Raw genomic sequence first — 13,023 nt, 5'->3', positions numbered from 1 at the left:
ACCCGTCGCCTGGCCCTGGACGGATTCATCGCCTTTGCGCCGGACGCGCTGTTTCCCCTTGGCGGCTACCCCGGCGACGAGGACAAGGCCCGCGAACTGTTCACCAAGCTCGACCAGAACAAGACCCGTGAGGATTTCGTGGCCGCCGCGGCCATCCTCAAGGCGCTGCCCCAGGGCAACGGTAAGGTCGGCGTTACCGGCTTCTGCTACGGCGGCGGTATTTCGAATTTCCTGGCTACCCGCATCCCCGATCTGGCGGCGGCCGTGCCCTTTTACGGCAACCCGCCGCCTGTCGAAGAGGTGGCCAGGATCAAGGCGCCGCTGCTGATCCATTACGCCGAGAACGACGAACGCATCAACGCCGGTTGGCCCAGGTACGAAGCCGCGCTGAAGGCCGCCGGCGTTAGGCACCAAGCCTTTGTGTATCCCGGCACCCAGCACGGCTTCAACAACAACACCACGCCGCGCTTTGATGCCGGCGCGGCCCGGCTGGCCTGGCAGCGCACCGTGGCCTTCTTCAACACCCACCTGAAAACCTGAAATCCACCAAGGAAAACCCATGAAAAAACTCGTCAAACCCTTGCTCGCCGTCCTCCTCTTTACCGCCGCCTCGGCCAGCATCGCCCAGCAGGCACCGAAGCCCGAGCAGGTCATCAAGTGGCGCCAGTCGGTGTACCAGGTGCTGGCCTGGAACAACGGCCGCATCAAGAACAACGTGGAAGGCACCTACAACAAGGACGAAGTGATCCGCGCCGCCAACGCCATTGCCGCCATCGCCAACTCCGGCCTCGGCGCGCTCTACCCGGCCGGCACCGAAACCGGCAAGGGCTGGCGTGAAACCACCGTCAAGCCGGAACTGTTCACCGACACCGCCAAGGCCGGCGAAGCCGCCAAGAAGTTCATCGCCGAATCCAACGAACTCGCCAAAGTGGCCGCCACCGGCGACGCCGCTGCGGTGAAAGTGCAGTTCGGCAAGCTCGGCCAGACGTGCAAGAGCTGCCACGATGACTTCCGCAAGAAGGACTGAGGACTGCGGACAGCAGGGGAGCAGGGGAGCAGGGGAGCAGGCTGGCGCCTGTTTCCCCTGGCAAGGTCGGGTTAGCGCAGCGTAACCCGACATCGAACTGAACATCGATAACCTCGTCCGAAGCCAATGCAGGATGGCAGCGGTCCGTCATGGGCTGAAGAAGACGGTGCCGCCGGGAGCGACGGCACGTTGATATCGGATGGGGGGCGTCGGGTTACGCTGCGCTAGCCCGACCTACGGGCCTGTGGGGGCGACTTCAGTCGCCCATCCGCGCGTCGAGTCACAGGCAAGCCGTTGATCAGCCTCCGCGGGCGACTGAATTCGCCCCCACAGGCCCGGCTCTGCCTCTTGTCAGGCTCTCAATGACCGGCTTCACCTCCATCAAGGAAGGAATTGGGCAGGGTGGGGTATATCTCTCACCTGACTCCCGGAATCCTTGAATGAAAGCACCCACTCACACCCTTCGCGTCGTCTTCGCACTGAGCATGCTCGCGTGTTCCGTCATTCTGGTGCTCTTCATTCGTGGCAGGGCTGCATGGACAACCGAGTTCTGGCTCCAGCTGGCTACGGCATCCATCGCCCTCTGTGCGGCAATCTGCTTCGTCGCGTTTCGCCGGGGCAAGATGCGCCTGCTTGCGGTTCCGCTGTGGCCCTTCGTGCGCCTCTTCGTGCGCCAGCTGGCGATCATCTACGCGGTTTCGGCGCTCGGCATCACGGCGATCGCCCTGGCCGTCATCTATGCGATTACGCGTTCGGCGCCCAATGCGCTGGCGCTGGCCGTGCTGGCGGGGCTGTGGCTTTCGCTGTGGCTCGCGCCCGGCATCGCGTCCTTCACGACGTGGCGCCAGCTGCACGGCGCGGAGTTCAAGCGCGACCGATGAAGGCCGGCGGAGCCGGTGGCATCCGCTCCCCGCAGCCAGGCTCAGGCTGCAGGGGGCTGGCGGTCAGGGCCAGGGGTTGTACGCCCGCCCAGACCGGAATGGCCATGTCCTCTTCCGAATCTTCCACGCCCCAGTTGCGGATCTTGGCGACCGCTTCATCCAGGGCCAGGCGCAGCAGCCGCGTGCCCGCCAGCTCGGCCCGGGACGGCGGCCTCACCAGGGACGAACGGCCCGGGCTGACGTGCTCGACAAATGCCTTGAACGCGGCCGCCTTGGCGTCCGGATCGTCCTCCGCTGTAAAACGGCCGTAGATCACCACCGAACGGTAGTTCATGGAGTGATGGAAGGCCGAGCGGGCCAGCACCAGCCCGTCCAGGTGGGTGATGGACACGGCACACTCCTCCTCCAGCAGGGTCTGGGTCAGACGCGAATTGTTGGCGCCGTGGATGTAGAGGTACTCGCCCTCGCGCCAGCACGCGGTGGGCAGGCAGTGCACGCTGCCGCCCTGGTTGAAGGCGATCTGGCACACCAGCGCCTGATCGATGATGGCGTGGATGGTGGCGGTGTCGTGGTGGGCCCGCTGGGGTTTGCGGCGGACTTCGGTGCGGGGGCTGGCGGACGGCTTCGACATGGGGGGCTCCTGGATAAGAGGTGCCAGCATAGCGAGGCCGTGGCACCATTCATGGGGCCACCCGACTCGTCGCTCATGGAGCCAGATGCCCCTCGCCCTCGTTCTCGCTGCCCTTGATGACCCCGCTGCCAGTGAAGCGCGCCAGTTGCGCCTGTACAAGTTGCTCAAGGCGGCCATCCTCGACGGGCGCCTGGCGCCCGGAACGCGCCTGCCCGGCACCCGCCAACTGGCCGCCGATTGGGGCATGGCGCGCAACTGCGTGCTGTTTGCCTACCAGCTCCTGCTTGCCGAAGGCTTCGTCGAGGCAGACCGGGGCGGCACCCGGGTGGCGATATTGCCCCTGGGTACGGCCGGCCTCAGCCCGCAACACGGGCCTGCCGGGGCAGACATGCTGTCGCGCCGGGCGCGCCAGTTGCCGGCCATCACGCGCAGTGAATCCCTGCTGCCCTTTGCCCCCGGTGTGCCGGATCTGAACGCATTTCCCTGGGGCACCTGGGCGCGCTTTCTGCACCGGGCCTGGAACGAGGTGACGGCCCGCCAGCTGGCCTATGCCGAACCGGGGGGCGAGCCCGAGCTGCGGCAGGCCGTGGCGGCCTTTCTGTCGGCACGCCGCGGGGTGGCATGCACGCCGGAGCAGGTCTTCATCGTGGCGGGAGGGCAGGTGGCCCTGGATGCCTGCGCCCGGCTGCTGGCAGACAACGGCGACACGGTGTGGCTGGAGAACCCCTGCTACCCGGCGGCCCGCAATGCCATGCTGGCCGCCGGGCTCAAGCCGGTTCCGGTGGAGGTGGACCGGGACGGCATGGCGCCTGCGCCCGGCCTGTGGCAGGCGGCGCCGCCCCGCCTGGTGTATGTCACGCCCTCGCACCAGTACCCCCTGGGCAGCGTGTTGAGCCTGGAGCGGCGCCTGGCCCTGCTGGCGGGTGTGCAGGCCGGCGGCGGCTGGCTGATCGAGGATGACTACGACAGCGATTACAACCACGCCCAGCCCGGGGCCCGCCCGCTGCCGGCCATCCAGGGCCTGCGCCCGGACGCGCCGGTGATCTACGTCGGCACCTTCAGCAAGTTGCTCTACCCGGGGCTGCGCATCGCCTACATGGTGGTGCCGCGCTGGGCGGCCGCCGAACTGGGCGAGGGGATCCGCAAGCTTTACCGGGGCGGGCAGGCCGTCGAGCAGCGGGCCCTCGCCCGGCTCCTGGAGAGCGGGCAGTTGACCCGCCACCTGCGGCGCATGGGGCCGGTGTACCGCGAGCGGCAGGCGGTGCTGCGTGAGGCGCTTGCGGCCCGTTTCGGCGAACGCTGCGAGATTCTCGGTGGGCAGGCCGGGCTGCATCTGGTGCTGCAGCTGCCCGCCCACCTGCCGGACAGGGCGTTGGTGAGCGCCGCCCGGGAGCTGGGCGTCACGGCCCGGCCCCTGAGCCTCTACTACGCGGATGCCACCGGGGGCAACGGGCTGGTGCTCGGCTACGGCATGGCCGAGTCGGCCCGCATCCCGGAACTGGTCGACCGCCTGGGGCTGGCCAGCGAGAGCCTGGAAAAAACCGGCCATCAACCCGGCCATTGAATACCGGCTACCCGCTCGGCCCGAACGGTGGCAAGTGAATGAAAGGGCCGGGGTAACAAGAGCTTGTCGGTAAATGGTCCGGTGTCGGTATGGGGGCGAATCACCTCCCAGACCTCGGCTTCTTGTTCGCGGACAAGCTCTAAGCGGCGTCGGTCGGCTGGTGGTCGAGCAAGCTTTCCAGCTCGGCCAGGGCAAGAGGGGCGCTGAGCAGGAAGCCCTGGTAGGAGCGGCAGCCCTGCAGGGCCAAGAACTGCCTCTGTTCGGTGGTCTCGACTCCTTCGGCGATCACTGCCAGTCCCAGGCTGCGGGCCAGGGCCACGATGGTCCTGGAGATGACGGCATCGTTGGTGTTGCCGACGATGTCGGTCACGAAGGATTTGTCGATCTTGAGCTGATCCAGGGGCAGGCGCCGGAGGTAGGACAGGGATGAGTAGCCGGTGCCGAAGTCGTCGAGGGCAAAGCTGACGCCCCGGGCACGCAAGGTCTCCATCTTGGCGATGACCTCTTCCACGTCGTCCAGCAGCAGGCTTTCGGTGAGTTCCAGTTGCAGCCGGCTGGGCGCGGCGCCGGTACGTTCGAGAGCCGCCAGTACCTGGGCCACGAAGTCGGGCTGGCGGAACTGGCGCACGCTGACATTCACCGAGATGCTCAGATGGGCGCGGCCAGGCACGGCGGCCCAGGCGGCGAGCTGCCGGCAGGCGGTTTCGAGCACCCACAGGCCGAGAGGGAGAATCAGGCCGGTTTCCTCGGCGAGGGGAATGAAGGCCGCCGGGGCCACCAGGCCCAGGCTCGGGTGCTGCCAGCGAACCAGTGCTTCGGTACCGGAAATGGTGCCCGAGTCATCGATCTGGGGCTGGTAGTGGAGCACGAACTGGCCCTGTTGCAGCCCTTTGCGCAGATCGGTCTCCAGCGACGCTCGGGCCGTGACGGCGGCCTGCAGGGCCGGATCGAAGAAACGCAGGGTGTTGCGTCCGGCGGCCTTGGCGTCATAAAGCGCCAGATCGGCCCGTTTCATCAGCTCGTCGCTGAGGTTATGGGGGCCTGAGAAGAGGGTGATGCCGATGCTCGGAGTGCTGTGGTAATCGTGGCCGGCCAGCGGGTAGGGCTGGTTGAGGGTGAGAAGGATTTTTTCGCCGACGGTCTTGGCCTGCAGGGCGGCATCCTGCGGGGTTCCGCTGAGGTCTTCCAGCAGCACCACGAATTCGTCGCCCCCCAGGCGGGCCACGGTGTCGGTCTGGCGTACGCAGCTGGCGAGCCGTTCGGCCACCTGCTGCAGGAGCAGGTCGCCCATGTCGTGACCGTAGGTGTCGTTGAGGGTCTTGAAGTTGTCCAGGTCGATGAAGAGCAGCGCGCCGCCGTGTTCGCTGCGGGTGATTGCCGACAGGGCGTGCTTGAGGCGTTCGAGCAGCAGGCGGCGGTTGGGCAGGCGGGTCAGCGGATCGTAGAAGGCCAGGTTGCGGATTTCGTATTCGGCTTCCTTGCGCTGGGTGATGTCGGTCAGCGTGGCGACATAGTGGGTCACGCTGCCGGCATCGTCCCGCACCGCGGTGATGGTCAGCCATTCCGGAAACAACTCGCCGCACTTGCGCCGATTCCAGATCTCGCCTTCCCAGGAGCCGGTGGCGTTGATGGTGCCCCACATGTCCTCGTAGAAGGCCTTGTCGTGGCGGCCGGAGCGGAGCAGCCGCGGGGTTTGCCCGACGGCTTCCTCGGCGGTGTATCCGGTCACCTTGGTGAAGGCCAGGTTGACCTGCAGGATCACCCCGGAGGCGTCGGTGACGCACATGCCCTCCCGGGACTGGAAGGCCGCGGCGGCGATGCGCAGGTCGATCTCGGCGCGCTTGCGCTCGGTGATGTCGGTCTGGGCACCCACGAAGTGGGTGACCTCGCCCTCGTCGTTGCGAACGGCGGTGATGGTCAGAAAATGCGGGTGGAGCGTACCGTCCTTGTGACGGTTGATGATCTCCCCGGCCCAGGTGCCGGCTTGTGCCAGGCTCGTCCGGATGCCGCTGTAGAAGCCGGCATCATGCACGCCCGACTTCAGGATGTTCATGTTCAGGCCTACAGCCTCGTCGGCGGAGTAGCCGGTGATCTGGGTGAAGGCCTTGTTGACCTGCAGGATGCGGGCCTGGGCATCGGTCACCACCATCCCCTCCTGGGATTCGAAGGCGATGGCGGCGATGCGCTGGCGTGCATGGTCCCGCTCCTGGTCCCGGGCCAGGCGCTCGAAACGCACGAAGTACAGGATGGCCAGCGCCAGGGTCGACAGAAAGGCGGCGGCAACGATGCTCACCGTATGGATCGCCTCGAGCCGCCAGCCGGCCAGCAAGCGTTCCTGGTCCATGCGCACGACGAGCACGAAGGGATAGGCCCGGGACGCCCGATAGGCGGTCAGCACGGTGCGGCCATCGGGAAGGGTCTCCTGCATGCGTCCGGCCTCGGCGTCGGCCAGCCGGGCGAGCAGGTCCCCATTGCCGTCAGGCCCGCCGGGGATGGCCTGCTCATCGGTGCTCAGCAACAGACGACCGTCGTAGCGCAGCAGCTCCACCGTGCCATCTTCCGGGGCGATGTGGTTGCCATAGAAATTGAGGAAGTAGTCCGGATTGACCGAGGCCACCACCGTGTCCCAGTGCGCGTCGCCCTGGCGAACGTCGATGGACACCGGTATGTAGCCGCTGCCCGCTTGCGGGGAGCCTGAGTCATGGAAATCGCGGCCATTCCTGAAGGGGCCTGCCCGCAAGTCCTCCAGCGGGCCGGTTGTCCGGGGCAGGAACTCTGCAAGTGGTGGGCGTGCGCCAAGGTTGCGTCGGTCCGTACTGACCACAATGCGTCCATCCCTGCCCAGCACGGCGATGGACCGCAGGTAGGGAGCGTGGCGCAGAAAATGGGTCAGGCTGGCGGCTCGCTTGTCGCCCTCTGCGGCATGGACGAGGCTGCGTTCGATGGCGCTGAAGCTCTGGGTGAGATGATCTTCGAAGGATCGTGCGCTCAGCGCGGCCGCTTCGAGCTGGCGATCGATGTTCTCGACGCGCAGGCGCCAGACGACATAAGAGGTTGCCGCGAAGGCGCCGAGGCTGGCCAGCAGGACAATCGCGATGAACAGGGCGCGTCGGCCCCGGCGGGTGTGCGGTGACATGAGCTGCGGGGCCTATTCCGAAGCGGATCCGGCAGGCGTGGCCGGCACGGCAATGGGGTCGAGCTTGTGACGCCGGATGGCCGCCATCAGCTGACCGTTGCGGCGGGCCTTGGCCATGAAGCGCTCGACGCGCGCGTGCCAGCGCTCATCCCCCTTGACCATGGCGTAGGCGTAGGGCGTCAGGTGATAGACGGCCGAAGGCGCCACGAGGCGGGCCCAGTCGGTGGTTTCGAGCATGCGCCGGCTGAAGGGAAAGTCGGTCATGAAAACATCGGCGCGCCCGGACTCCACCTCCTGCTCCCGCCCCTGGGTGGTGTCCGTGACCAGCAGCGTGGCCTGGCGCAGCTTGTCGCGCATGATGGGCTCGTGGAGGGTGCCCTTGGCCACCGCCACCACCACGCCGGGCTTGTCGATATCGTCCCACTGCCGGATCCGCCGGTTGCTCTTGGTGGTGATGGCGTAGATGTCGCTCACCAGATGCGGCGCGGTGAAGCGCAGCTTCTCGGCGCGCGCGGGCGTGATGCCGATGGCGAACATGGCAATGTCGCAGCGCTTGGCGGTGACATCGTCTACCAGCGTCGCAAAGGAGCTGTTCACGAATTTCAGGGACACCCCCAGGTCGGCCGCCAGGGCATTTGCCATGTCGATGTCGATGCCGGCGAGTTGCTGGGTTTTGGGGTTGCGGTAGGAGATGCCGTAGTAGTCGGGCCAGATGCACACCCTCAGCTCACCGGCAGCCTGGATTCTCTCGAGGAGCCCCGATTGGGCGAAGGCCGTCTGACCCAGGAACAGGGCGAACAAGCCCGTCAGAAAAAATCGCTTCATTTCCGCTCTCTCGGCAAAGTAGCTCGACCGTGGCGGCGTGGGCCGCCGGAGCAGGTGTTTGGACTCGCAGGGGCAAGGCCGGATAGGGGCGGAGACTGTGCTGACCCATAATAGGCAGCCGGAGCGCATTGTAAAAAAGTTTGTCCTGCAAGGGGAGGGCGGCACCCCGGAATTTGCAGTCATCCGTGACGCCTCTGTCGCGGTGCAGCAGATGTGCTCCCTGACGCGCGCGCAGCGCTTGCATCAGGGTATCCGGGCCGCGCTCCCCCTGACGACAAGAACGCCCCGGCAGGAGAAGGAGACGTTTCGAAGTCTTCAGTGGCAGATTTGCGTGATTGTCCTTCACGCCCAGCACGCAGTCGGCGCTCCGCTCAGGTCTGTCGCCGACGATGGCGGTCTGGGCGCCCATCGCATCGATGGTGACGATGCAGCCGGCCACGTCCAGGGTGCGCAAGAGGCGCATGCACGCCCACTGGCTGATGTCCTCGAAGTCATACGCGCCAATGAGGACTGCGGATGCTGGCGCCCCGGAACCCCCGGCGTGTATCCGCCGGGGTTTCCGGGTTGCCGGCCGGGTGGGCTCAGCCCGGCTTGCGCGGGGGCGGCGGGGTGATGCGGGCGATCTTGCCGCCCTGGTCTTCGTAATCCAGCGAGCCGGCGGCGCCGGCTATCTTGAAGCCCTTGGCGGTGAGTTTGTCGCCCACGTCGCCGGCCCGGTGGGCGCGGTTGGAGACGGTGATGATGCTGCGATCCTTCGGAATGTAGTCGGCGTACTTTTCCACGTCGGCGGTCTGGATGTTGAGGAACACCGGGAAGCTGCCCTTGGTGATCAGTTCGTCCGGACGGCGCACGTCGAGCACCAGCACCTGGCCGGGCTTGGCCAGCAGGGCGTCGATCTCGGCGCGGTTGAGTTGCTTGGTTTTATAGGTCCACGGCGGCGCAACGTAGGCGCCCTGGGTGGCCGGGGCGGCTTGCTGGGCGGTGGCGAAGGACGCGCCGAGGGCCAGGAGGGTGGCGAGCAGGATCTTGCTTTTCATCATGTCTTTCATGGCGTTGTGGTTGTGGTTCAGTGGCGGGCCACGGCGCCGTGGTGGGCCGGGCGTGGAGAGGTGTTGAGCACGCGGGCGGCCCCGCGCCGGCGGCCGCGGCGGGGTTTGTCGGGGAGCAGCAGGGACAGGAGGGTGTGCCAGCAGGCCGACAGCAGGGGGGCTGCACCGGGGTGTGACGTGATGGTTTTCATGGGGGCTCCGTTCGGGGGGCTGGCGGCCGTGGGGGCGTGGTTCAGGGTTTGTGCCGGCGTTTGCGTTTCACGACGACGACCCGCGCCGCAATTGCGCCGGCGGCGAGGACGAGCAGCGGTACGGCGAGTTGCCGGATGTCCAGCGCCAGCTCGCCGGACCACTCCAGGAAGCGGCCACCCAGGCTTGATGCGGCAGCGAGGGTGGCGGCGCCCATGAGGCAGGCCAGCGCCAGGGCGATCAGGCGTCGATCGACGCCACCGGCTGACGGGCCGCGCTCGCTGGGCATCGGTCGGGCAGGCCGGGGCTCAGGGGCGCGGCGAAGTGCACACCGTCACCGGGTCCAGCAGCATGAGAAGCAAGGCGAGCGCCCGCAGGGTGGGGGCTTGGGGTGTGGTGTGCATGCAGGGGCTCCTGATAAAGCCGGCTGTCCGGGGAGACGGCATTCCGGGCGGCGTGGATTCAAAATCGATCACGCGCACATGACGGGCGCAATTGAACTTAGCAATTCCGGGGCCAGCCCGGGCGGTGCCGGGGGATGCGCTGATTGTCAGGCGCTGATGGTGAATTAATGCTTTTGAAACAATGGGCTGTGCAATGCGTCCGGGCCGCCGGGGGGCTGCGAGTGGCAGCGTGGGGGCCGTGCGCTGTTGCCCAGCACACAGCCGGGCAACGGTGTTTCACGAATATCAACAGTGGATCGGGGGCGGGGCGGGTTTCAGTCGCCCATCCCCGCGTTGCATCACGGGCAAGCCGCGGATCAGAGTCCGTGGGCGACTGAATCTTATGGCCGGGCCGCGGTTTCGCTGCGGCTGCGGCTGTCGATCAGCTCGATTTCGTCGCCCACGATGCGGGCGGTTTCTTCGAGCAGGATGTCCTTGCGGGCCTTGGCGGCTTTTTCCGAGGCGAGTTCGGCGCTCAGGCTGCGTTCGCCCGATTGCAGGCCGTCGTCGCCTGGCCCGGCAGCTCCGGCTTCTACGGCGCGGGCTTTCAGACGGGTTTCGCGGGCGTCCTTTTCACGCTTGCGTTCGGCTTCCTGCAGCGACAGGCTGCGCTGGTCCTTGAGTTTGAGGATTTCGGCCACGTCTTCGCGCAGGTGGGCGAAACCCTTGTCGCCGGCGGTTCGGCTGGTGTGGCGCTGCTGCAGCGCGGGCAGGATGGCGCGGATCTCGTCGGCCGGGCGGTAGGCGGCGGCGTCGATCTGGCGCCACGGCAGGGCGTTGTCGAAGGCGGTTTCGCCAAACTCGTCACTCTCGAAGGCGGACGGAAAGCGGATGTCGGGCGTGACGCCCTTGAGCTGGGTGGTGCCGCCGTTCACCCGGAAGAACTGGGCGACGGTCATTTTCAGCTCGCCAAACTTCGGCGTGTCGTTCTTGGCCACCTGATCGAGGTTGATGAGGGATTGCACGGTGCCCTTGCCGAAGCTGGGCTCGCCGATGATCAGCGCGCGGCCGTAATCCTGCAGCGCGGCGGCGAGAATCTCCGAGGCCGAGGCCGAGGAGCGGTTGATCATCACGGCCATCGGGCCGTTCCAGGCGGCGCCGGCGTTCTGGTCGCTCTCCACTTCGATCTTGCCGTCGGCCCGGCGCTGCTGGACGACCGGCCCGGTGTCGATGAACAGGCCGGTCAGGTCCACGGCTTCACGCAGGGAGCCACCGCCGTTGTTGCGCAGATCGAGGATGAGGCCATCGACCCGCTCGGTCTTCAGTTCCGCGACGAGGCGGGCCACGTCGCGGCTGGCGCTGCGGTAATTCTTGTCGCCCTGGCGGCGGCCCTCGAAGTCTTCATAGAAGGTGGGCAGGGTGATCACGCCTATCCTGCGGGTGCTCGTACCGGTGCCGATCGGGATCACGGATTTCCGTGCGGCCTGCTCTTCGAGCCGGATGGTGTCCCGCACCAGCGTGACCCGCGTCTGGCGGCCATCGGGGCCCGCGTCGGCGGGCAGCACGTTGAGGACGACCGGGGTGTCCTTGGTGCCGCGGACCAGCTTGACCACTTCGTCCACCCGCGCGCCAACCACGTCGGTGACCGGATCGCTCTCGGCCTGGGCAACCCCGACGATGCGGTCGCCCGGGGCCAGCTTGCCGGAGCGGGCGGCCGGGCCGCCGGGGGTGAGTTCGCGGATGGTGATGTATTCGTCGCGCTCCTGCAGCACGGCGCCAATGCCCACCAGCGACAGGCGCATGGCGATGTCGAAACTGTCGGCGCTGCCGCGCCCGAGGTAGCTGGTGTGGGGCTCGATGCTGCCGGCGTAGGCGTTCATGAAGGTCTGGAAGACATCGTCGCTGCGCACCTTCAGGCTGCGGGCGAGGGCGTTGTCGTAGCGCTTGCCCAGCGTTTCGCGGATGGCTTCGGGGGTCTTGCCGGCCAGCCGCAGCCGCAACCAGTCGTTCTTGACACGCTTGCGCCAGAGATCCTGGGCTTCGGCGTCGTCCCGCGGCCACGGGGCCTTGCTGCGGTCGAGGGGATAGTTTTCGGCGAGCGAGAAATCGAAATCCCGGCCGAGCAGCTCGCGGGCGTAGCCCATGCGCTGGGCGGCACGCTGCTCGAAGCGCTGGAAGATGGCGAAGGGCGCGCCCAGCTCGCCCTGCAGGATGGCGTCGTCGAGACGGGTGCGGGCGTCGGCAAAGCTGTCGATGTCGGCCTGGGTGAAGTACAGGTGCTCCGGGTCGAGGTTTTTGAGGTAACGCTCGAAAATCTTTGCGGACAGCGCGTCGTCCAGGGGCTGGACCGCGTAGTGGTAGCGGCTCAGGAACATGGAGCCGAGGTAGGCGGCCTGCGCGTGCTCGGGGGTCGGGCTGAGGCGCGGGGGCGTGTCGGCGGCGTGGCTTGCGGTGCCGAAGGCGATCGCCAGCAGGGCTCCGATCAGGCGCTTATTCATGGGGTGAGGCTCCTGGGGAAAGGGCTGTCCGATGGGGGAAATGAGCTTACCAGCCCGGTGCGGCAGCGGCGGGCTGGCTGGCGGCCGGGGGAGGCGCAGGGAGCAGGCCGCCGGCCGCGGCGTAGGTGGCGCCCGCGGCGATCAGCACGGCGACGATGAAGGCGGGCACGCCGCCGCCCCGGTGCGTACGCGGCGGCTGTGCATAGGCCTGGGTGAGCGGCGGGGTGACCTGCTTCCAGCCGGTGATCATGGGCTTGACCAGGTTTTCCTTCTTGACCCGCAGGTAAAAGGCAATCGCGCCCACGTGCAGCACGACCAGCGCCAGGAGGCCGTTTTGCAGCCAGGCGTGCCAGCCGTGGAAATTGTCCGACAGATCCTTGCCGACGATATCGGCAAGAGGGCCCTGGTAGGCGATGTCGTCGTTGGTGAACAGGCCGGTGGCGGCCTGCACGCCGACCAGCGCCAGCAGGCCGAGCACCGACAGGGCGCCGATGGGGTTGTGGCCAATGCCGCGCCATTCGCCGCGCAGATAGGCGCGGATGGCGCCGGGGCCGCGCACGAAGCTGGCAAAGCGGGCCGTTGGCGTGCCGACGAAGCCCCACACGATGCGGAAGATGACCAGCCCGATGATCAGAAAGCCGGCGCGGCCGTGCCAGTCGATGAGGTTGCCGCCGACTTTTCCGGAAACGTAGGCAAACACGACGCTGGCAACCAGCGACCAGTGGAAGAGACGGATGGGAAGATCCCAGACGCGTTGGCGATGCATGTTGGCTCCTTGGTATGGTTTTTTGTGGGTCGGACTTCAGTCCGACAGCGCGGGCTCAGAGTGTCGAGTCGGAC

Annotated in this window: 12 protein-coding genes and 1 pseudogene; 4 read left to right on the top strand and 9 right to left on the bottom strand. The window is 67.2% G+C overall.

The window, feature by feature from the left end:
• The 3 genes from Q1W26_RS11610 to Q1W26_RS11600 form a co-directional block, all read left to right on the top strand.
• On the top strand, positions 1 to 540 hold a 540-nt coding region (locus Q1W26_RS11610), incomplete at its 5' end, for a dienelactone hydrolase family protein (RefSeq protein ID WP_300440079.1).
• A 19-nt stretch (positions 541 to 559) separates the two neighbouring features.
• A complete protein-coding gene (locus Q1W26_RS11605) occupies positions 560 to 1,027 on the top strand; it encodes a cytochrome c (RefSeq protein WP_300440076.1) in 468 nt (155 codons plus the stop codon).
• A gap of 440 nt (positions 1,028 to 1,467) precedes the next feature.
• Positions 1,468 to 1,908, top strand: coding sequence for a hypothetical protein (locus Q1W26_RS11600; protein WP_300440073.1), 441 nt, complete (start codon positions 1,468 to 1,470; stop codon positions 1,906 to 1,908).
• On the opposite strand, the gene Q1W26_RS11595 is transcribed toward Q1W26_RS11600, so the two are convergent.
• On the bottom strand, positions 1,892 to 2,539 hold the full coding sequence (locus Q1W26_RS11595) for a pyridoxamine 5'-phosphate oxidase family protein (RefSeq protein ID WP_300440070.1): 648 nt from the start codon (positions 2,537 to 2,539) through the stop codon (positions 1,892 to 1,894). The two genes, Q1W26_RS11600 and Q1W26_RS11595, sit on opposite strands and share 17 nt — an antisense overlap.
• Before the next feature lie 85 nt (positions 2,540 to 2,624).
• Between Q1W26_RS11595 and Q1W26_RS11590 the strand changes: the two genes are divergently transcribed.
• Positions 2,625 to 4,103, top strand: a complete 1,479-nt coding sequence (locus Q1W26_RS11590; protein WP_300440068.1) for a PLP-dependent aminotransferase family protein — start codon at positions 2,625 to 2,627, stop codon at positions 4,101 to 4,103.
• A 139-nt stretch (positions 4,104 to 4,242) separates the two neighbouring features.
• Here the strand turns inward: Q1W26_RS11590 and Q1W26_RS11585 are convergent, their stop codons facing one another.
• The 8 genes and pseudogenes from Q1W26_RS11585 to Q1W26_RS11550 all read right to left on the bottom strand — a co-directional run bounded on the left by Q1W26_RS11585 (position 4,243) and on the right by Q1W26_RS11550 (position 12,949).
• Positions 4,243 to 7,239: an EAL domain-containing protein gene (locus tag Q1W26_RS11585; RefSeq protein ID WP_300440065.1), complete on the bottom strand. Its 2,997-nt coding sequence runs from the start codon at positions 7,237 to 7,239 to the stop codon at positions 4,243 to 4,245.
• Between the two features lie 12 nt (positions 7,240 to 7,251).
• A complete protein-coding gene (locus tag Q1W26_RS11580; protein ID WP_300440062.1) occupies positions 7,252 to 8,064 on the bottom strand; it encodes an ABC transporter substrate-binding protein in 813 nt (270 codons plus the stop codon).
• Between the two features lie 331 nt (positions 8,065 to 8,395).
• A pseudogene (locus tag Q1W26_RS11575) lies at positions 8,396 to 8,521 on the bottom strand (ISAs1 family transposase); the annotation flags it as partial.
• Positions 8,522 to 8,645: 124 nt separating this feature from the next.
• Complete coding sequence (locus Q1W26_RS11570) at positions 8,646 to 9,101, bottom strand: rhodanese-like domain-containing protein (protein ID WP_300440059.1); 456 nt, start codon at positions 9,099 to 9,101, stop codon at positions 8,646 to 8,648.
• A gap of 29 nt (positions 9,102 to 9,130) precedes the next feature.
• A complete protein-coding gene (locus Q1W26_RS11565) occupies positions 9,131 to 9,304 on the bottom strand; it encodes a hypothetical protein (RefSeq protein ID WP_300440056.1) in 174 nt (57 codons plus the stop codon).
• A 41-nt stretch (positions 9,305 to 9,345) separates the two neighbouring features.
• Complete coding sequence (locus Q1W26_RS11560; RefSeq protein ID WP_300440054.1) at positions 9,346 to 9,591, bottom strand: hypothetical protein; 246 nt, start codon at positions 9,589 to 9,591, stop codon at positions 9,346 to 9,348.
• Positions 9,592 to 10,086: 495 nt separating this feature from the next.
• Positions 10,087 to 12,183, bottom strand: coding sequence for a carboxy terminal-processing peptidase (locus Q1W26_RS11555; RefSeq protein ID WP_300440051.1), 2,097 nt, complete (start codon positions 12,181 to 12,183; stop codon positions 10,087 to 10,089).
• A gap of 46 nt (positions 12,184 to 12,229) precedes the next feature.
• Positions 12,230 to 12,949, bottom strand: a complete 720-nt coding sequence (locus Q1W26_RS11550) for a cytochrome b/b6 domain-containing protein (protein WP_300440048.1) — start codon at positions 12,947 to 12,949, stop codon at positions 12,230 to 12,232.
• Between the last annotated feature and the right edge of the window lie 74 nt (positions 12,950 to 13,023).

Source organism: Zoogloea sp. (assembly GCF_030157465.1).
Classification (GTDB): Bacteria; Pseudomonadota; Gammaproteobacteria; order Burkholderiales; family Rhodocyclaceae; genus Zoogloea.
The sequence above is the reverse complement of the archived record's forward strand: the minus strand, read 5'-3'. Positions and strand labels throughout refer to the sequence as shown.